This is a genomic window from Mesorhizobium salmacidum (SeqCode) (genome assembly GCF_037179605.1).
Lineage (GTDB): Bacteria > Pseudomonadota > Alphaproteobacteria > Rhizobiales > Rhizobiaceae > Mesorhizobium > Mesorhizobium salmacidum.
This window is the reverse complement of sequence record NZ_JAPYKS010000004.1, coordinates 62,444-81,063: the sequence shown is the minus strand read 5'-3', so window position 1 is coordinate 81,063 and position 18,620 is coordinate 62,444. Positions and strand designations below refer to the sequence as shown.

Genomic DNA, 18,620 nt, shown 5'->3' with positions numbered 1-18,620 from the left:
CCCGTCTTGTCTCATCCAGACTGGCACTTCGCTCAGGCGAAGGTCTTGGCGAATGCGTCGATCTCGGCCTTCAGCTTGGCGCGCAGATCGTCCGACAGCGCCTTTTCCTTGCGGATGGCGTCGAGGACGTCCTTGCCGGCCGAACGCATGTGGCTGAGCAGGCCGTGCTCGAACTTGCCGACCTGGTTGACCGGCAGCTTGTCGAGATAGCCGTTGACGCCGGCGAAGATCACCGCGACCTGCTCTTCCGTCTTCAGCGGCGAGAACTGCGGCTGCTTCAACAGTTCGGTCAGGCGCGAGCCGCGGTTGAGCAGGCGCTGCGTGGCGGCATCGAGATCCGAGCCGAACTGCGCGAAAGCAGCCATTTCGCGGTACTGCGCGAGCTCGCCCTTGATCGAGCCGGCAACCTGCTTCATCGCCTTGATCTGCGCCGAGGAACCGACGCGCGACACCGACAGGCCGACGTTGACGGCCGGACGGATGCCCTGGAAGAACAGGTTGGTTTCGAGGAAGATCTGGCCGTCGGTGATCGAGATCACGTTGGTCGGGATGTAGGCCGACACGTCGTTGGCCTGCGTCTCGATGACCGGCAGGGCGGTCAGCGAGCCGCCTCCCAGGTCGTCGTTGAGCTTGGCGGCGCGCTCGAGCAGGCGCGAGTGCAGGTAGAAGACGTCGCCCGGATAGGCTTCGCGGCCCGGCGGACGGCGCAGCAACAGCGACATCTGGCGATAGGCCACGGCCTGCTTCGACAGATCGTCATAGCTGATCAGCGCATGCATGCCGTTGTCGCGGAAATATTCGCCCATGGTGCAGGCCGTGAACGGCGCCAGGAACTGCATCGGCGCCGGATCGGACGCGGTGGCGGCGACGATGATCGAATATTCGAGCGCGCCGCGCTCTTCCAGCACCTTGACGAACTGCGCGACGGTCGAGCGCTTCTGGCCGACGGCGACGTAGACGCAGTAGAGCTTTTCCTTCTCAGGACCGTTGTCGTGCACCGACTTCTGGTTGAGCATCGTGTCCAGGATGATGGCGGTCTTGCCGGTCTGGCGATCGCCGATGACCAGCTCGCGCTGGCCGCGGCCGACCGGGATCAGCGCATCGATGGCCTTGAGGCCGGTCGACATCGGCTCGTTCACCGACTTGCGCGGGATGATGCCGGGCGCCTTGACGTCGACGCGCTTGCGCTCGATCGCCTTGATCGGGCCTTTGCCGTCGATCGGGTTGCCGAGCGCGTCGACGACGCGGCCGAGCAGGCCGGGGCCGACAGGCGCGTCGACGATGGCGCCGGTGCGCTTGACGGTGTCGCCTTCCTTGATGTCGCGGTCGGCGCCGAAGATGACGACGCCGACATTGTCGGCTTCGAGATTGAGCGCCATGCCGCGGATGCCGCCGGGGAATTCGACCATTTCGCCGGCCTGGACATTGTCGAGACCGTAGACGCGGGCGATACCGTCACCGACGGACAGCACCTGTCCGACTTCGGAGACCTCAGCCTCCTTGCCGAAATTCTTGATCTGGTCTTTCAGAATTGCGGAAATTTCCGCGGCGCGGATGTCCATCAGCCGACCTCTTTCAGTGCAAGCTTGAGCGAATTGAGTTTGGTTTTGAGCGACGTATCGATCTGGCGCGAGCCCATCTTGACCACCAGTCCGCCAAGCAGCGACGGGTCGACGGTGACGGAAATGGCCACGTCCTTGCCGGCAACGCTCTTCAGCGCCGCCTTGAGTTCGGTCTGCTGGGCCGCGGTCAGCTCATGCGCCGACGTCACTTCAGCAGCAGCCTCGCCACGGTGCTCAGCGGCGATCTGGCGGAACGCCTTGATCATGCCGGGCACCGCGAACAGGCGGCGGTTCTTGGCGACGACGCGCAGGAAATTGCCAGTCAGGCCGGTGATGCCGGCCTTGTCGGCGATCGCCGCGATGGCCTTGGCCTGGTCCTCGCTGGAGAATACCGGGCTGTTGATCAGCCGGGTGAGGTCCGCGCTGCCCGCCAGCATGGCCTCGAAACCGTTCAGGTCGGCCTCGACCTTGGCCACCGAATTTGCCTGCGATGCCAGTTCGAACAGCGAACCGGCATAGCGCTCTGCGACACCTGAGATTGGCGATGACGATTGGGCCACGGACCGTCTTTTCTCTTGTCTGACAGGCCGCAGATTGTTGGCGCGAGCAAAAACTCTGGCTAAATCTTTGACCTTACTGCATTTTTCCAAGCACGGAGGCGCGGCTTCCGCTATCCCCGGCCGAAAGTCGATTGCCGTCTAGCACAGGCATTTTAAGACCGCAATGCGTCGTTCCGCATGGTTTTCAGGCACTATTGTCGCATCCGGCGAAAGACTCGGGTCCTGCGCGCCGGAATACCCTTGGATTCAGGGCACAAAGCCGAAGGCAAAGGCGAGCGGCAAGGCCGCGAGCGCCAGTTCCACCACGATGGAAACCCAGTTGAAAGGTGTATTGGCGCCATCCGACATCATCGACAGCAGCCGGCCGAAGGCGGTGAACAGCCAGGAGAAGCCGAGCGCCATGTAGACCAGCGGCTGCGCGAGCAGGATGCAGCACAAGCCGACCCCTAGATAGAAGCCCGACATGCGGCCTCGGCCTTCGGCGATCGCCGCCGCCTTCTCGGGTTTGGCCTGCAGGCGCAGGATGCGGAACGCCAGGCCCGGCGCCAGGAAGAACAGAAGGCCGAGCAGCACGGTGAAGACCGCGCTCGACCAGGCCAGCCATTCGCCCTGGCTCGTCGGCCATGGAAGCGCAAAGTCCATCGTGTCCCCTCGAAATGTCTGCTTTGAAATCACGGGCATTCTAGCGAAGGAAAAATGCCGCGCCAGATGGCTCCAGCCACTTTAGGAGACGCGCATCAACCGAGCGCGAATTCCACCGCCGCCTCGGCATGGATACGCGTCGTGTCGAAAACCGGAATGTCGAAATCGCCCTGGCCGATCAGCATGGTGATCTCGGTGCAGCCCATGATCAGGCTGTCGGCGGCCTCTTCGCGGCGAAGGCGGTTTGCCTCGGCGACATAGGCGGCCTTCGAAGCTTCGGAGACAACGCCCTGGCAGAGTTCCTCGTAGATGACGCGATGGACCATGTCGCGCCCGGCGTCATCGGGCACCACTGGCGAGAGGCCATATTTGTCGGCAAGCCGGCCCTTGTAGAAGTCCTGCTCCATGGTGAACCGCGTTGCCAGCAGCGCCGGCCGCCGCAACCCGGCCTGCCTGATCGCGGCCGCGGTGGCATCGGCGATGTGGATCAGCGGGATCGACACGGACGCCTGCACCGGGTCGGCCAGCTTATGCATGGTGTTGGTGCACAAGAGCAAGCCCTCCGCGCCGCCGGCCTCAAGCTTGCGCGCGGCATCGGTCAGCAGCGCGCCGGCGCCGTGCCAATCGCCATGATGCTGCCGCTCCGCGATCTCGGAAAAATCGAACGACCAGAGCAGCAGCTTCGCCGAATGCAAGCCGCCAAGGCGCTCGCGCACGATCTCGTTGAGCAGGCGGTAGTAGATAGCTGTCGATTCCCAGCTCATGCCGCCGAGCAGGCCAAGGGTTTTCATGTGATCTTTCCGTTTCTTTCGCTGAGATAGCTGTAGTCGAAATTGCGTCCCTACAAGAAACTCTGGGGGTCGATGTCGACCTGCACCCGGACCGAGCCGCGCTGCTTCGGTCCGTTGGCGAGCATTGCCCTGATAAAACCCTGCATGTCGGCGCGCCGTTCGCCCTGGATCAGCAGGCGGAAGCGGTGACGGCCGCCGAGCAGCGACAGCGGGGCCTCCGCCGGCCCGAGCACGAACAGGTCCGACGCTTCCGGTGCCGCGCGGCGCAGGCCGCGTGCATGGCCTTCCGCTTCCGCCCGCGTCACCGCGCTGACGATGACGCCGGCCAACCGGCCGAAGGGCGGCAAGGCAGCGCGTTCGCGCTCCGAAATCTCGCGCTGGTAGAAAGACTCGGCATCGCCTGAGACGATCGCCCGCATCACCGGATGGTCGGGCTGGAAGGTCTGCAGCAGGCCAAGGCTCTTCTTGCCGGTGCGGCCGGCACGGCCGGTCACCTGGCTGAGCAGCTGGAAGGTGCGCTCGGCGGCACGCGGATCGCCATTGGCAAGGCCGAGATCGGCGTCGACGACACCGACCAGCGTCATGTTCGGGAAATTGTGGCCCTTGGCGACCAGTTGCGTGCCGATGACGATATCGGCCTCGCCATTGGCGATTGCCTCCAGCTCCAGCCGCAATCGGCGTACACCGCCCATGATGTCCGACGACAGCACGATGGTGCGCGCGTCCGGGAAATGCGTCACGACCTCCTCGGCGATGCGTTCGACCCCCGGCCCGCAAGCCACCAGATGGTCGAGCGTACCGCATTCCGGGCAGGCTTCGGGACGGCGCTCGTTGTGACCGCAGTGATGACACACCAACTGGCCGCGAAAGCGGTGTTCGACCAGCCAGGCCGAGCATACCGGACAGCCGAAGCGATGGCCGCAGACCCGGCACAGCGTCAGCGGCGCATAGCCGCGCCGGTTGAGAAACAGCAGCGACTGCTCCTTCTTCTCCAGCGTCCGGCGCATATGGTCGATCAGCACCGGCGACAGGAAGCCGCCACGGGCGGGCGGGGCGCGGCGCATGTCGATCGACTTGAGATCGGGAAGTGCCGCCTCGGCGAAGCGGGCGGAAAGCACAGCCCTGGCATAACGGCCCTGGCTGGCATTGACCCGGCTCTCGACCGACGGCGTCGCCGATGCCAGGACGACGGGGAAGCCGCCTATATGGCCGCGCACGACAGCCATGTCTCGCGCATTGTAGAAGACGCGGTCTTCCTGCTTGTAGGCGGGGTCGTGCTCCTCGTCGACGACGATCAGGCCAAGCTCGCGGAAGGGCAGGAACAGCGCCGAGCGCGCGCCGGCAACGACGCGCACGCCGCCTTCCGCCACTTGGCGCCAGACCTTTTCACGCATTCGCGGTGGCAAATCCGAATGCCATTCGCCCGGCTTGGCGCCGAAACGTTGCTGGAAGCGTTCGAGAAAGGCGTGCGTCAAGGCGATTTCCGGCAGCAGGATGAGCACTTGGCTGCCCTGCTCGAGCGCGGCCGCCACCGCCTCGAAATAAACCTCCGTCTTGCCCGAACCGGTGACGCCGTCGAGCAACGCGACATTGAACTCGCCGGCCGCGACATTGGCGCGCAGCATCGACGCGGCCTCGTTCTGGTCCGGCATCAGCTCCGGTACGGCATAGCTTGGGTCAGGCGCGGCCACCACCGGGCGCGGCGGGATCATCACCGTCTCGAACACGCCTTGCGCTTTCAGCCCCTCGATCACCGTCGCCGACACGCCCGCGGCGTGCGCGAGCCCGGATCGCGTCCAGGCAAGGCCACCTTCGGCCGTCTCCAGCACGCGGGCCCTCGCATCGGTCATCCGGTCGGGCACGAGCAGGGTGCGCTGAAGCCCTTCGATCCAGGGTTCGGGATCAAAGGCTTCCGGCGCCCTGAGCAGCATGCGCGCCACCATGCCCGGCGGCGACAGCGTGTACTGCGCCACCCAGTCGACGAAGCGGCGCATGGCGCGGTCGATTGGCGGACAGTCGAAAACCTGCTCAATCGGACGTAATTTCCTGGCATCGACCTGCTCGACCGCGCCGTCCCAGACAATGCCGGCGACCTGGCGCGGCCCAAGCGGCACGCGCACGATCGAACCCGGCACCACGCGCATGCCGGCCGGCACGGCATAGGTGTAGGGGCGTTCGGCCGGCATCGGCACCAGCACCGGCGCGGCCGCGACAAAGGGCGAATCTTCGATCATGAGGCGTGACCTTGCCCTGACTTTGGTCTAGATCAAAGAGCAACGCTGAACGTGCCTTCCCAAGCACGACGAAATCGTCAGGAGACCCGCCATGAAATTTTTTGCCGACACCGCCGATATCAAAGAGATCAAGGAACTGAACGATCTGGGGCTGCTCGATGGCGTCACCACCAATCCCTCGCTGATCCTGAAATCGGGCGGCAAGATCATCGAGGTCACCAAGCAGATCTGCGACATCGTCGAAGGCCCGGTCTCGGCCGAGGTCGTGGCGACCGAGTTCAAGCAGATGATGGCCGAGGCCGAGGTGCTGGCCAAGATCGCGCCCAATATTGCCATCAAGGTGCCGCTGACGCTGGACGGCCTGAAGGCCTGCAAGACGATCCGCACCGAGATGAACCGCATGGTCAACGTCACGCTGTGCTTCTCGGCCACCCAGGCGCTGCTCGCGGCCAAGGCCGGCGCGTCCTTCATCTCGCCCTTCGTCGGCCGCATCGACGACACCGGCTCGGACGGCATGGAACTGATCCAGGAGATCCGTCAGATCTACGACAACTACGATTTCCAGACCGAGATCCTGACCGCTTCCGTGCGCACGGTGAACCACGTCAAGCAGGCGGCTCTCATCGGCGCCGACGTCATCACCGCGCCGCCGGCGACGCTGAAGGCGCTGGTCAACCATCCGCTGACCGACAAGGGCCTAGCCGCCTTCCTCGCCGACTGGGCCAAGACCGGCCAGAAGATCGGCTGAGCGGTTCCACACCAGATACGAAGAAAGGCCGGGCAACCGGCCTTTTTCATGCGCTGCGGATCAAGAGCTGACCGCCCGGTCAGTCCGTGCCGTCGTCGGGGGGCGCGGCCGCCGGCTGGCGCTTGCCCGCCATGATCTCGCGCTTGCCGACATGGTTGGGTGCGCCGACCAGACCCTCCTTCTCCATGCGTTCGACCAGTGAAGCCGCGCGGTTGTAGCCGATGCCGAGGCGGCGCTGGATGTAGGACGTCGAACATTTCTTGTCGCGCAACACCACCTTGACCGCCTCGTCATAGCTGGAATCGCCATCCTCGGCGGCAACGGCTCCCTTATCGAAGACCGGACCCTGGTCGCCCTCCTCTTCCTCTTCATCCTCGTCGGCCGTCACGGTCTCCAGATATTCGGGACGGCCCTGCGCCTTCAGATGCGCCACGACATGCTCGACCTCGGCGTCGGAAACAAAGGGGCCGTGCACACGGGCAATGCGCCCGCCGCCCATCATGTGCAGCATGTCGCCCTGGCCGAGCAGCTGCTCGGCGCCCTGCTCGCCCAGGATGGTGCGGCTATCGATCTTGGAGGTGACCTGGAAGGAGATGCGGGTCGGGAAATTGGCCTTGATCGTGCCGGTGATGACATCGACCGAAGGCCGCTGCGTTGCCATGATCAGGTGGATGCCGGCGGCGCGCGCCATCTGCGCCAGGCGCTGGATGGCGCCTTCGATCTCCTTGCCGGCAACCATCATGAGGTCGGCCATCTCGTCGACGATGACGACGATGTAAGGCATCGGCGCGAGATCGATTTCCTGCTGTTCGAACAGCGGCTCGCCGGTGCCCTTCTCGAAGCCAGCCTGCACGGTCATGACGACCGTCTCGCCCTTGTCGCGGGCTTGGGCGGCGCGCTCATTGTAGCCGTCGATGTTGCGCACGCCGAGCCGCGCCATCTTGCGATAGCGATCCTCCATCTCGCGCACCGCCCATTTGAGCGCGGTAACGGCCTTCTTGGGATCCGTGACGAGGGGGGTCAGAAGGTGCGGGATACCGTCATAGACGGAGAGCTCAAGCATTTTCGGGTCGACCATGATCAGCCGGCATTCTTCCGGCTTCAACCGGTAGAGCAGCGACAGGATCATGGTGTTGATGGCGACCGACTTGCCGGAGCCGGTGGTGCCGGCGACGAGCAGGTGCGGCATTTTCGCCAGCTCGGCAATGACAGGTTCGCCGCCGATCGTCTTGCCAAGGCAAAGCGCCAGCTTGCAGCTGGTCTTGCGGAAACCCTGCGATTCGATCAGTTCGCGGAAATAGACGGTCTCGCGGGTCTCGTTCGGCAGCTCGATACCGATGACATTGCGGCCGGGCACGACGGCGACGCGCGCCGAGACCGCCGACATGGAGCGGGCGATATCGTCGGCGAGGCCAATGACGCGCGACGACTTGACACCCGGCGCCGGCTCGAACTCGTAGAGGGTAACGACCGGGCCAGGGCGAACGTGGATGATCTCGCCGCGAACGCCGAAATCCTCCAACACGCTTTCCAGGAGATCGGCATTCTGCTCGAGCCGCTCCTGCGACATGTAGAAGCCCTGCCCTTCCGGCGGCTGCTGCAGCAGTTCCTCCGAGGGGAGCTCGTAGCTTTCGCCCGTCACCGGCCGCGCAACCTTGCCAGCCATGGGCAGCGACGGCCCGCGCACGGTGGCAACGGTTTCCTCCACCCGCTGCACAAGTGGGGCGGCGCTGCTTGCGGCAGATGCGACCACTGCCGTCGCCCGACCCTGCCGGACAGCCCTGCCCGCCGGAACGGGCGGCTCGACCAAGGCTTTGTTGGAGTTGGCCGGAAAGACGTCCGGCAGTGCGGACGAGGCCTGGCTCGGAAGGCATTCGATGACACGGAACAAGGCGGTGACATCGGCCACGGCGGACGCGGAGATGTCGGCCCGCGCCGCGGCGACCGGCGCAGCCGGGACCGGTACACGCGAAACCGGGCTGACTGAGGGGGCCGGCGACGTCACGTCAACCAGAAGGGGAGCCAAGCCCTCGAAGAAGGCGTGATCCGAAAGATAGGGCCGCCGGGCTTTTTCAGCGGTGGCTGTTTTGACCGGCGCGCCATTCACGACAACGGGCGCCGGCCGCGTGGCCGCTCGTGCCGTTGCGGGCATCTTCAGAGCCGGCGGCTGAACACCTTGCGACGTCTCGCCGCCGCGCGCCGGCTGAGCGGACGCGGCCGGTGACGGTCCGCGATGCATGACGGCGCCAGGCCCGACCTGCGCGGCAACCTCGTCATGCGGTTGGCGATGCTTGGGTTCATAGTCCGGCGTGCGTGTAAAACGCACATTGGGCGCAAGGAAAAAATACTCTTGCCAGGCAGGGCTTTCGGTGTCGCCCTGCGGGAAAGCATTGTCCGCCGCGGGTTTCCCGTTCGGCCCGACGGAGGGTCTGCGGTCGTCGCCGGGATCGGCTACCCGCCCGGAATGGCCCGCATGCGAAGCACCGGACTGGGGGACATCCACCTTGCCGCGCGGGCCGCCGGAGCGCTCCCTTTCGGGGTCATCGGGCGAAGCTGTGTGCATCGAATTGACCCGAGAAAAACGCCTGGCTTCCATGCTCAAGACTCACTGTGGAACGTCTGCTGAGCAATAGGGAGCGAGTGGTTAACAGTTGCTTCCGTCAGTGCTGTTGGAGCGAGCGAAAAATTATCTTTCGCGGCGATGCCGAACGATACGGATTCGAGCGCTGGATCGTATTCGACGATCATCCGCAGATGCGGGCCGAGCATGTGCAAGCGCCGGCGCTTGGCCATCGGGAAACAGCCGGGGGCATCAGGATCGAGAGGACGTCTTTCGTGAACGAAGAGTGGCGCTAGCTGGCTGCCGTGCCGTGTCGGGCCAGATCCTGCGCGATTGACAGTTGCAGGGCCTCGGCCAGTTCGCGCGCGGCACGGTTCTCGGCGTCGATCTGCGCCCGGTAGGAGGCAAATTCCTGACGCGGCCTGTCGAAGGACGAGGTGATCGCCCGCCTGCCGACCGCGATCACCGCGCCGGTTTTCGCATCGGTCAGCGTGTAGCCGGCGGTCAGCGTCACCGAACCGGCGGTCGGCTCGTCTTGATCGGTTCCAACCTGGACGAGTGCCGAGGATTCAACGGCTTCGGTCACGCCGAGATCGAGCGAATAAAGCGCCGAAGCCGGTTCGCCGGCACCGCGCCCGAACCCAAAGATCAGATTGTTGCGCACCTGCTGGGCATAACGCGTCCGGACCGGCTTGACGGCGATCGACGCCAGCTCGGCATTGGCTGTGGAGCCGGTCGACAGCGGCGCGCTCGAATAGAGCGGCCGCACCTGACAGGCCGAAACGAGTGCAAGCGAGCCGACAAGACCGGCAAGCGCGATGCGGCGCAGCAAACGGCTCAACTCTGTCTTTTCCCGATCAGGCAACGACATTGACGATCCTCTGCGGCACGATGATCACCTTGCGCGGAGCCTTGCCTTCAAGTGCCTTCTGCACGAAGTCGAGAGCCAAGACCGCTTTTTCGACCGCACCTTGGTCCGCGTCGCGGGCAATTGTCAAATCCCCCCGCTTCTTGCCGTTGACCTGTACCGGATAGGTGACTTCATTGTCGACGACCAGCGCCGGATCGAAGACCGGCCACGGCCGTTCGGCCACCAGATCGCTGCCGCCCAGCGTCTCCCAGCACTCTTCGGCAAGGTGCGGCATCACAGGCGCGATCAGGTGCACCATGATCTCGACGGCCTCGCGGCAGGCGTTTTTCAGCGCCCGATCGGCGTTGCCTTCCGCCACCTCGTTGAGCGGGGTGGTCAGCGCGTTGGCCAGTTCATAGATGCGGGCGATGGCACGGTTGAAGGCGAGCTTCTCGATGTCTTCGCCGACCGCCTTCAGGATCTTGTGCGCGGCCTTGGAAACCGCCCCGGCCTCGCCGTCATTGACCGCCTTGGGTGTGACCCCTGCCAGCGTCTCGGCCGCCGTCGACACCAGGCGCCAGATGCGCTGCATGAAGCGATGTGCGCCGGCGGCACCTTCGTCGGTCCACTCGACGTCGCGTTCGGGCGGTGAATCCGACAGCATGAACCACCGCGCCGTGTCGGCGCCGTAACCATCGGTGATGTCTTCCGGGCTCACCGTGTTCTTTTTCGACTTCGACATCTTCTCGAGCGGGCCGATGGTGACCGCCTCGCCCGTGGCGATGTCGATGGCGCGGCGCTTGCCGTCGACTTCCTCCAGACGCACTTCGGTCGGCGCCAGCCAGCGGCCATTCGATGCCGAGCCGACACGGTAGGTTTCGTGCACCACCATGCCTTGCGTGAACAGGCCCTTGAACGGCTCGGCCAGGTCGACATGGCCGGTCTCGCGCATGGCGCGGGTGAAGAAGCGCGAATAGAGCAGATGCAGGATCGCATGCTCGATGCCGCCAATATACTGATCGACGGCCAGCCACTCGTTCGCTGCCCTGGGATCGGTCGGCTCATGCGCCCAGGGCGCCGTGAAGCGGGCGAAGTACCAGGACGAATCGACGAACGTGTCCATCGTGTCGGTTTCGCGCCGCGCGTCCTTGCCGCATTGCGGGCACTTCACATGCCGCCATGTCGGGTGACGGTCGAGCGGATTGCCAGGACGGTCGAAATCGACGTCGTCCGGCAGCTTGACCGGTAGGTCGGCCTTCGGCACCGGCACCACGCCGCAATCCTCGCAATGGATCATCGGGATCGGGCAGCCCCAGTAGCGCTGGCGCGAAATGCCCCAGTCGCGCAGGCGGAAATTCACCTTGCGCTCGGCCATCGGCCGGTTGCCGATCGTCTTCTGTTCCAGCAGGTTCGCGACCTCGTCGAAAGCCCGGTCCGGCTTCATGCCGTCGAGGAAGCGCGAATTGATCATCGCGCCATCGTCGACATAGGCCTCGTCGATGATCTGGAAAGCCGACGGGTTCTCGCCGTCCGGCATCACCACCGGCACCACTGGCAAGCCGTATTTGTTGGCGAAGTCGAGGTCGCGCTGGTCATGCGCCGGGCAGCCGAAGATGGCGCCGGTGCCGTATTCCATCAGCACGAAATTGGCGACATAGACCGGCAGCGTCCAGGTATCGTCGAAGGGATGAACGACGCGGATACCGGTGTCGAAGCCCTTCTTCTCGGCCGTCTCGAGAGCCGCCACCGAAGTGCCCATATGGCGCACTTCGTCGATGAACTTCGCCAGCGCCGGATTGGTCGCCGCGGCCTTCTTGGCCAGCGGGTGATCGGCGGCGATCGCCATGAACGAGGCGCCGAAAATGGTGTCGGGCCGCGTCGTGTAGACCTCCAACTCATGCTCGCCGGCAATTTCCGAGGCCAGCGGCCAGCGGATCAGCAAGCCTTCCGAACGGCCGATCCAGTTCTGCTGCATCAGCTTCACTTTTTCGGGCCATTCGTCGAGGCCGTCCAATGAATCCAGCAGGTCCTGCGCGAAGTCGGTGATCTTGAAGAACCATTGCGTCAGCTCGCGCTGTTCGACCAGCGCGCCAGAGCGCCAGCCGCGCCCGTCGATGACCTGCTCGTTGGCGAGCACCGTCATGTCCTCCGGGTCCCAGTTGACCTTGGAAGATTTGCGCGTCACCAGCCCCTTCGCGACGAAGTCGAGGAACAGCATCTGCTGGCGGTGGTAATAATCGACGTCGCAGGTGGCGAATTCGCGCGCCCAGTCCAGCGATAGGCCCATCACCTTGAGCTGCTCGCGCATGGTGGCGATGTTCTGGTAGGTCCACTCCTTGGGATGGACCTTGTTCTGCATGGCCGCGTTCTCGGCCGGCATGCCGAAGGCGTCCCAGCCCATCGGATGCAGCACGTTGAAGCCCTTGGCCCGCTTGTAGCGCGCCACTACGTCGCCCATCGTATAATTGCGGGTATGGCCGATATGGATGCGCCCCGACGGATAGGGGAACATCTCCAGCACGTAGTATTTCGGGCGCGGATCGTCATTGTGCGCTTCGAAAAGCTTCTTTTCGGCCCAGACCTTCTGCCATTTGGGTTCTGACGCGCGCGGATTGTATCGTTCGGTTGCCATGGGACGTTTTTCACTTAAAAGCATGCGAACTGCGGGCAAGAGCCCGGCAGTTCACGAAATGTGGTCCGGGTGTTCACCATGGTTTGGCAAACCCGTCAACCATATGGGCGTCGCGGCTGACAAAAACGCGAGTCAAACAGCGGGATTTGCATATGGGCGACACCGTTCAGCAGTTTTTCGCGGTCAAGGCGAGGATCGCCGCCGCCGAGCAGGAGGCCGGCCGTGAAGCCGGCGCGGTGACGCTGGTGGCGGTCTCCAAGACCTTCGATGCCGTCGATATCCAGCCGGTGATCGAGGCCGGCCAACGCGTCTTCGGCGAGAACCGCGTCCAGGAAGCACTAGGCAAATGGCCAGCGCTGAAAAAGGCTTTTCCCGATATCGAACTACACCTGATCGGCCCGCTGCAGTCGAACAAGGCCAAGGAGGCGGTGGCGCTGTTCGACGTCATCGAGACCATCGACCGCGACAAGATCGCCGCCGAGCTCGCCAAGGAAATTGCCAGGCAAGGCCGTGCGCCAAAGCTCTATGTCCAGGTGAATACCGGTTCCGAACCGCAGAAAGCCGGCATCGAACCGCGCGAGGCGGTCACCTTCGTCAAGCGCTGCCGGGAAGTTCATGGCCTCGCCATCGAAGGCCTTATGTGTATTCCGCCGGCGGACGAGAATCCCGGCCCGCATTTCGCACTGCTGGAAAAAATGGCGAGAGAGGCCGGCGTCGCCAAACTGTCGATGGGCATGTCCGGCGACTACGAGACCGCGATCGCCTTCGGTGCCACCAGCGTCCGCGTGGGTTCGGCGATCTTCGGCAACCGGTAGTCGCTTAGGCCAGCCCGGCTAGTTCATTGCCCCAGCGCTTGAAACGAAACGTACCGTTCCTATTTGTCCCGATGTCACCACACATCCTCCTGGAGCATCACGATGCGTTATAATCAGCTTGGAAATACCGGGCTTTTCGTCTCCGAACTTTGCCTCGGCACCATGACCTTCGGCGCCGCCGGCCAGAACGCCCAATGGGGCCTGATCGCCAGCCTCGACCAGAAGGGCGTCAACGAAATCGTCGGCCGCTCGATCGCCGCCGGCGTCAACTTCTTCGACACGGCCGACGTCTATTCCGTCGGCGAGTCCGAACGCCTTCTCGGCCAGTCGCTTAGGGATCTCGGTGTTGCCAGGTCGAACGTGGTCATCGCCACCAAGGTCCATGCCGCCATGGGCGACGGGCCGAACCAGCGCGGCTCCTCGCGCGGCCACATCATGGATTCGGTCGATACCAGCCTCGAACGGCTGCAGCTCGACCACATCGATCTCTATCAGTTGCACGGCACCGACGCGGTGACGCCGATCGACGAAACGCTGCGGGCACTCGATGATCTCGTCTCTAGCGGCAAGGTCCGCTATGTCGGCGTGTCCAACTGGCAGGCATGGCGCATCGCCAAGGCGCTCGGCATCGCCGACCGCAAGGGTTTTGCCCGCTTCGAGACCATCCAGTCCTATTATTCGATCGCCGGCCGCGACCTCGAGCGCGAGATCGTGCCGCTGATCAACGAGGAGAAGCTCGGCCTGATGGTATGGTCGCCGATGGCCGGCGGGCTGCTGTCCGGCAAATACGGCCCCGGCGCGCCGGGCAATGGCGAAGGCCGCCGCGCGTCCTTCAACTTCCCGCCGGTCAACGAGGACCGCGCCTGGGCAGCGGTCGCCGTCATGCGCGAGGTCGCCAAGAAACATGATGTCAGCGTCGCCACCGTGGCGCTCGGCTATGTCCTGGCCAAGCCTTTCGTCATGAGTGTGATCATCGGCGCCAGCCGCATGGAGCAGCTCGAGCAGAACCTCGCCGCCACCAGCCTCAAGCTCGATGCCGACGATCTGGCCAGGCTGGACGAGGTGAGCGCCTTGCCGGCCGAATATCCCGGCTGGATGGTCGAACGCCAGGGCGCCGGCCGTCGTCCGGCGCCTTTCGTCCCGAAGGCATAGCCCTACCGCTGGCAAGCCAGCCGTTTCGACGCCGCGTGTCCCATGGACGCGCGGCTTCGATTACAGCCGGACGGTCTCGGCGAGAAAGTCGAGAAGGGCCCGCACCCGTGCAGGCAGGTGTTTGCCCTGGCCGACATAGACGGCGTGCGTCGGCTCTTCGTCGCCGGGGTTGAAGTCTTCCAGCAGCGGCACCAGCCGGCCGGCGGCAATGTCGGGCTCGACATGCCAGCGCGCCAGCCGCGCAATGCCCGCTCCTGATAGGGCGGACAACCGCATCGCCTCGCCGTCGCTCACCGTGGCAGTGCCTGCTATCGGGACCATGATCGGAGCGCCAGCCGCGTCGATGAACGGCCAGCCGTCGATGTATCGGACGAAACCGAAGGCAAGCATGTTGTGACGGCCGAGATCGCCGGGCGTCAGCGGCGTGCCGCGCGCTTCGAGATAGGCAGGCGCGGCAACCACCACCATCCGGCTCTGGCCGAGCTTGCGCGCCACCAGCCGTGACTCGCGAAGCGGCCCGGCGCGGATCGCGACATCGGCGCGCTCTTCCAACAGGTCGATCACGCTGTCGGTCAGCACAGCCTCGACGAAAATCTCCGGATACCGTTCCAGAAAGCGCGGCAGCAGTGCCATTAGCCGATGTTGGCCAAACGGCACATAGGCATTGACCCTCAGCCGCCCGCGCGGCGCCGCACCCGCCGCCGCTTCCCGCTCGGCGGCATCGAGGTCAGCCAGGACGCGCACGCCGCTGTCGTAGAAGGCCGTCCCTTCCGGCGTGAGCTGGAGCTTGCGCGTCGAGCGGCTGACAAGCCGCGCGCCAAGCCGTGTTTCGAGCCGCGCGATCAGCTTGCTCACCGCCGACGGTGTCATGCGCAGCCGCCGCGCCGCGGCCGAGAAGCTCCCCGCTTCGACGACGCGTACGAAGACTTCGATCTCGCCGGAGCGGTTGATATCGGGCCTGGCCATCTGTGAATCTATTTCACAGGAAATATGCCTTGGGCAAGTCTGGTTCACAACATGGCGGATCACGATCTTCCGGGCCGGGGGCGCGGACTGGGCGTCCTTTGCTGACAGATGGGACCGCCATGCCTCTTGCTCTCTATGCCCTCGCTGCCGGTGCCTTTGGCATCGGTGTCACCGAATTCGTGATCATGGGCCTGCTCATAGATGTCAGTAAGGATCTTGGTGTGTCGATCTCGGCCGCCGGCCAATTGATCTCGGGTTATGCGCTCGGTGTTGTCATCGGTGCGCCCCTGTTGACCATCGCCACCGGCAACTGGCCGCGCAAAACCGTGCTGCTGGCGCTGATGGCGATCTTCACGATTGGCAACCTCGCCTGTGCGCTGGCACCCGATTACTGGACGCTGATGGGTGCCCGCATCATCACCGCCTTTGCCCATGGCACTTTCTTCGGCGTTGGCTCGGTGGTCGCCACTGGTCTGGTCGCGCCCAACAGGAAGGCTTCGGCGATCGCGCTGATGTTCACTGGGCTCACCATCGCCAACATCCTCGGCGTGCCCTTCGGCACCTGGCTCGGCCAGGCCTTCGGCTGGCGCGCGACCTTCTGGGCGGTGACCGCGGTCGGCCTCGCCGCCTTCGCCGTCATCCTGGCCCTGGTGCCGCGCGGCCACGCAGCGCTCGAGAAGAGCGATTTGCGCGCCGATCTCGCCGTGCTGCGCCGCACGCCCGTCCTGCTCGGCCTCGCCACGACGGTGCTCGGCTATGCCGGCGTCTTCGCCGTCTTCACCTACATCGCCCCGTTGCTCACCGAGATCAGCGGCTTCAGGGAAGCTGCCGTGTCGCCGATCCTGCTCGTCTTCGGCGGCGGTCTCATCGCCGGCAATCTCGCCGGCGGCAAGGTCGCCGATCGCTGGCTGGTGCCGGCGGTGCTCGGCAGCCTCGTGGTGCTGGCGCTGGTGCTTGCCACGATGAGCTTCGCCATCCACAGCCAGGTCATGGCCGTGATCTATGTCGGCCTGCTCGGCGCGGCCGCCTTCGCCACCGTGGCGCCGCTGCAGATGTGGGTGCTGGAGAAAGCGCAAGGCGCCGGCCAAAGCCTGGCCTCATCGTTCAACATCGCCGCCTTCAATCTCGGCAATGCGGCCGGCGCCTGGCTTGGCGGCACGGTCATCGCCCATGGCCTTGGGCTGGGTTCGCTCACCTGGGTCGCCGCCCTGCTGCCGCTGGCGGCACTCGCCGTGGCCGGACTGGCGCTTCGCCTCGATCGTGGCACCACGTCAGGCGCGCCTGCCACCGTCCGGTCGTGACATCAGCCGACACCCGAATCGCCTCCCCTCTTCACAAACCACCAGGAGCAAGAAAATGGACTATCGACGTCTCGGCGCATCGGGCCTGAATGTGCCGGCGCTCTCATTCGGCGCCGGAACTTTTGGCGGTTCCGGGCCGCTGTTCGGTGCCTGGGGCAACAGTGACGCCAGCGAAGCGCGGCGCCTCATCGACATCTGCCTCGAGGCCGGCATCAATTTGTTCGACACCGCCGACGTCTATTCGAACGGCGCCTCGGAGGAGGTGCTCGGCGAAGCGATCAAGGGCCGGCGCGACGCGGTGCTGATCTCGACCAAGACCGCGCTGCCCATGGGCGACGGGCCGGCCGACTTTGGCTCATCGCGCTCGCGGCTGATCAAGTCGGTCGACGCCGCGCTGAAGCGCCTCGGCACCGATTATATCGACCTGCTGCAGCTGCATGCCTTCGATGCCGGGACGCCGATCGAGGAAGTTCTGTCGACGCTGGACGGCCTCGTTCGCTCCGGCAAGCTGCGCTATGTCGGCGTCTCCAACTTCTCCGGCTGGCAAGTGATGAAGTCGCTCGGCCTGGCGGAGATGCACGGCTACCCACGCTATGTCGCGCATCAGGTCTACTATTCGCTGCTCGGCCGCGACTATGAATGGGAGCTGATGCCGCTCGGCCTCGACCAGGGCCTCGGCGCACTGGTGTGGAGCCCGCTCGGCTGGGGCCGCCTGACCGGCAAGATCCGCCGCGGCCAGCCCTTGCCGGAAAAGAGCCGGCTGCACGAGACCGCGAGCTTCGGCCCGCCGGTCGAGGATGAGCATCTCTATCGGGTCATGGATGCGCTCGACGCCGTGGCTGAGGAAACCGGCAAGACGGTTCCGCAGATCGCGATCAACTGGCTGCTGCGGCGCCCGACCGTTTCCTCCGTCATTATCGGCGCCCGCAACGAGGAGCAACTGCGACAGAACCTCGGCGCCGTCGGCTGGACGCTGACGCCGGAGCAGATGAAAAAGCTCGACGCCGCAAGCGAGGTCACCGCGCCCTACCCCTATTTCCCCTATCGGCGTCAGGAAGGCTTTGCCCGGCTGAACCCGCCGGCGGTTTGATCGCCGGCTCAGGGTGCATCGAGATTTCAGGTCAGGCTGAGTCGAGAATGACGGCTTCCGAGAACCGGAGCGGAGCGTACTGAAGTCCGTGAGCACCGGAAGCGCAGGAGCCGCCATTCGCAGGCCGGCCTCACCTGAATATCGACGCACCCTCAGTGCAGCACGAACTCGCCATCCACCTTGCGCCATTCGTTCGGCGCGATCAGCTTCTGGTGCGTGTAGCTGACCGAATGCAGGGGCCCGTCGAGCTTGGCCTTCCAGAATTCGATGAACCTGATCAGCACCGGAAATGTCGGAGCGATGTCGTAGTCCTGCCAGACGAAGCTCTGCAGGAGATGCGGGTGGTCGGGAAAATGATAAAGAATCTTGGCCGTGGTCAGGCCGTAGCCTTTGAGCATCAGGTCCATTTCCAGATGGTCGCGCATTGCGGTCCCCAAGGTTGATTCTCGTGTCCTCCCAAGCACCAATTGTGCGCGCCGTTACTTAACTGTCTATTGATTTTTCTTGATCGCAGAACGAACTTTTCCCACAAAAACATGCAGTTAGCAGCGAACCGCGTCGAGTGCTGACAGCCTCGGAAAGCGCCCCTGCGGCATCCCGCCACGCGAATCCAACGTCTAATGTTGCCGTCGCGGCGGAACTGGTAATAATGCCGCCGAATTCGCGGCTGCGTGGCCGCGATCCCGCGGGCGTTTCAAGCCCGCGGATTGGTTCGGG

At 64.6% G+C, this 18,620-nt stretch carries 16 protein-coding genes; 5 read left to right on the top strand and 11 right to left on the bottom strand.

The window, feature by feature from the left end:
* Positions 1-32: 32 nt before the first annotated feature.
* The 5 genes from atpA to O7A60_RS06710 all read right to left on the bottom strand — a co-directional run bounded on the left by atpA (position 33) and on the right by O7A60_RS06710 (position 5,789).
* The gene (gene atpA, locus O7A60_RS06730; protein ID WP_027145125.1) at positions 33-1,562 is read right to left on the bottom strand and encodes a F0F1 ATP synthase subunit alpha; all 1,530 of its coding nucleotides are present in this window, start codon (positions 1,560-1,562) and stop codon (positions 33-35) included.
* Entirely contained in the window at positions 1,562-2,122 is a 561-nt protein-coding gene (locus tag O7A60_RS06725; protein ID WP_337105615.1) for a F0F1 ATP synthase subunit delta, read from the bottom strand. The genes atpA and O7A60_RS06725 overlap by 1 nt, the downstream gene beginning before the upstream one ends.
* Before the next feature lie 246 nt (positions 2,123-2,368).
* Positions 2,369-2,764 (bottom strand): AGROH133_08824 family phage infection protein, encoded by a 396-nt coding sequence (locus O7A60_RS06720; RefSeq protein WP_127275645.1) that lies wholly within the window; start codon positions 2,762-2,764, stop codon positions 2,369-2,371.
* A gap of 95 nt (positions 2,765-2,859) precedes the next feature.
* Positions 2,860-3,555, bottom strand: a complete 696-nt coding sequence (locus tag O7A60_RS06715; RefSeq protein ID WP_337105614.1) for an aspartate/glutamate racemase family protein — start codon at positions 3,553-3,555, stop codon at positions 2,860-2,862.
* Positions 3,556-3,605: 50 nt separating this feature from the next.
* The gene (locus O7A60_RS06710; RefSeq protein WP_337105613.1) at positions 3,606-5,789 is read right to left on the bottom strand and encodes a primosomal protein N'; all 2,184 of its coding nucleotides are present in this window, start codon (positions 5,787-5,789) and stop codon (positions 3,606-3,608) included.
* A 91-nt stretch (positions 5,790-5,880) separates the two neighbouring features.
* Here O7A60_RS06710 and fsa point away from each other — a divergent pair, with 91 nt between their 5' ends.
* Entirely contained in the window at positions 5,881-6,537 is a 657-nt protein-coding gene (gene fsa, locus O7A60_RS06705) for a fructose-6-phosphate aldolase (RefSeq protein ID WP_027145130.1), read from the top strand.
* A gap of 79 nt (positions 6,538-6,616) precedes the next feature.
* On the opposite strand, the gene O7A60_RS06700 is transcribed toward fsa, so the two are convergent.
* The 4 genes from O7A60_RS06700 to leuS are packed head-to-tail and all read right to left on the bottom strand — an operon-like array spanning position 6,617 to position 12,579.
* Positions 6,617-9,133, bottom strand: a complete 2,517-nt coding sequence (locus O7A60_RS06700; protein ID WP_337105612.1) for a DNA translocase FtsK — start codon at positions 9,131-9,133, stop codon at positions 6,617-6,619.
* 2 nt (positions 9,134-9,135) lie between these two features.
* Complete coding sequence (locus O7A60_RS06695) at positions 9,136-9,330, bottom strand: hypothetical protein (protein ID WP_337105611.1); 195 nt, start codon at positions 9,328-9,330, stop codon at positions 9,136-9,138.
* Positions 9,331-9,389: 59 nt separating this feature from the next.
* A complete protein-coding gene (gene lptE / locus O7A60_RS06690; RefSeq protein ID WP_337105610.1) occupies positions 9,390-9,968 on the bottom strand; it encodes an LPS assembly lipoprotein LptE in 579 nt (192 codons plus the stop codon).
* Positions 9,955-12,579, bottom strand: a complete 2,625-nt coding sequence (leuS, locus tag O7A60_RS06685) for a leucine--tRNA ligase (RefSeq protein ID WP_337105609.1) — start codon at positions 12,577-12,579, stop codon at positions 9,955-9,957. The genes lptE and leuS overlap by 14 nt, the downstream gene beginning before the upstream one ends.
* Positions 12,580-12,731: 152 nt before the next feature.
* Between leuS and O7A60_RS06680 the strand changes: the two genes are divergently transcribed.
* Both O7A60_RS06680 and O7A60_RS06675 read left to right on the top strand, forming a co-directional pair.
* Positions 12,732-13,394, top strand: coding sequence for a YggS family pyridoxal phosphate-dependent enzyme (locus O7A60_RS06680; RefSeq protein WP_337105608.1), 663 nt, complete (start codon positions 12,732-12,734; stop codon positions 13,392-13,394).
* Positions 13,395-13,496: 102 nt separating this feature from the next.
* Complete coding sequence (locus O7A60_RS06675) at positions 13,497-14,546, top strand: aldo/keto reductase (RefSeq protein WP_337105607.1); 1,050 nt, start codon at positions 13,497-13,499, stop codon at positions 14,544-14,546.
* 60 nt (positions 14,547-14,606) lie between these two features.
* On the opposite strand, the gene O7A60_RS06670 is transcribed toward O7A60_RS06675, so the two are convergent.
* Positions 14,607-15,512 (bottom strand): LysR family transcriptional regulator, encoded by a 906-nt coding sequence (locus O7A60_RS06670; protein ID WP_337105606.1) that lies wholly within the window; start codon positions 15,510-15,512, stop codon positions 14,607-14,609.
* Between the two features lie 119 nt (positions 15,513-15,631).
* Between O7A60_RS06670 and O7A60_RS06665 the strand changes: the two genes are divergently transcribed.
* Together O7A60_RS06665 and O7A60_RS06660 are read left to right on the top strand one after the other, a co-directional pair.
* Positions 15,632-16,813 carry an MFS transporter gene (locus O7A60_RS06665; RefSeq protein WP_337105605.1) on the top strand — a complete coding sequence of 394 codons (1,182 nt, stop codon included), beginning with the start codon at positions 15,632-15,634 and terminating at the stop codon, positions 16,811-16,813.
* A 55-nt stretch (positions 16,814-16,868) separates the two neighbouring features.
* The gene (locus O7A60_RS06660; protein WP_337105604.1) at positions 16,869-17,903 is read left to right on the top strand and encodes an aldo/keto reductase; all 1,035 of its coding nucleotides are present in this window, start codon (positions 16,869-16,871) and stop codon (positions 17,901-17,903) included.
* Positions 17,904-18,055: 152 nt separating this feature from the next.
* On the opposite strand, the gene O7A60_RS06655 is transcribed toward O7A60_RS06660, so the two are convergent.
* Positions 18,056-18,328 (bottom strand): usg protein, encoded by a 273-nt coding sequence (locus O7A60_RS06655; protein WP_140503972.1) that lies wholly within the window; start codon positions 18,326-18,328, stop codon positions 18,056-18,058.
* Between the last annotated feature and the right edge of the window lie 292 nt (positions 18,329-18,620).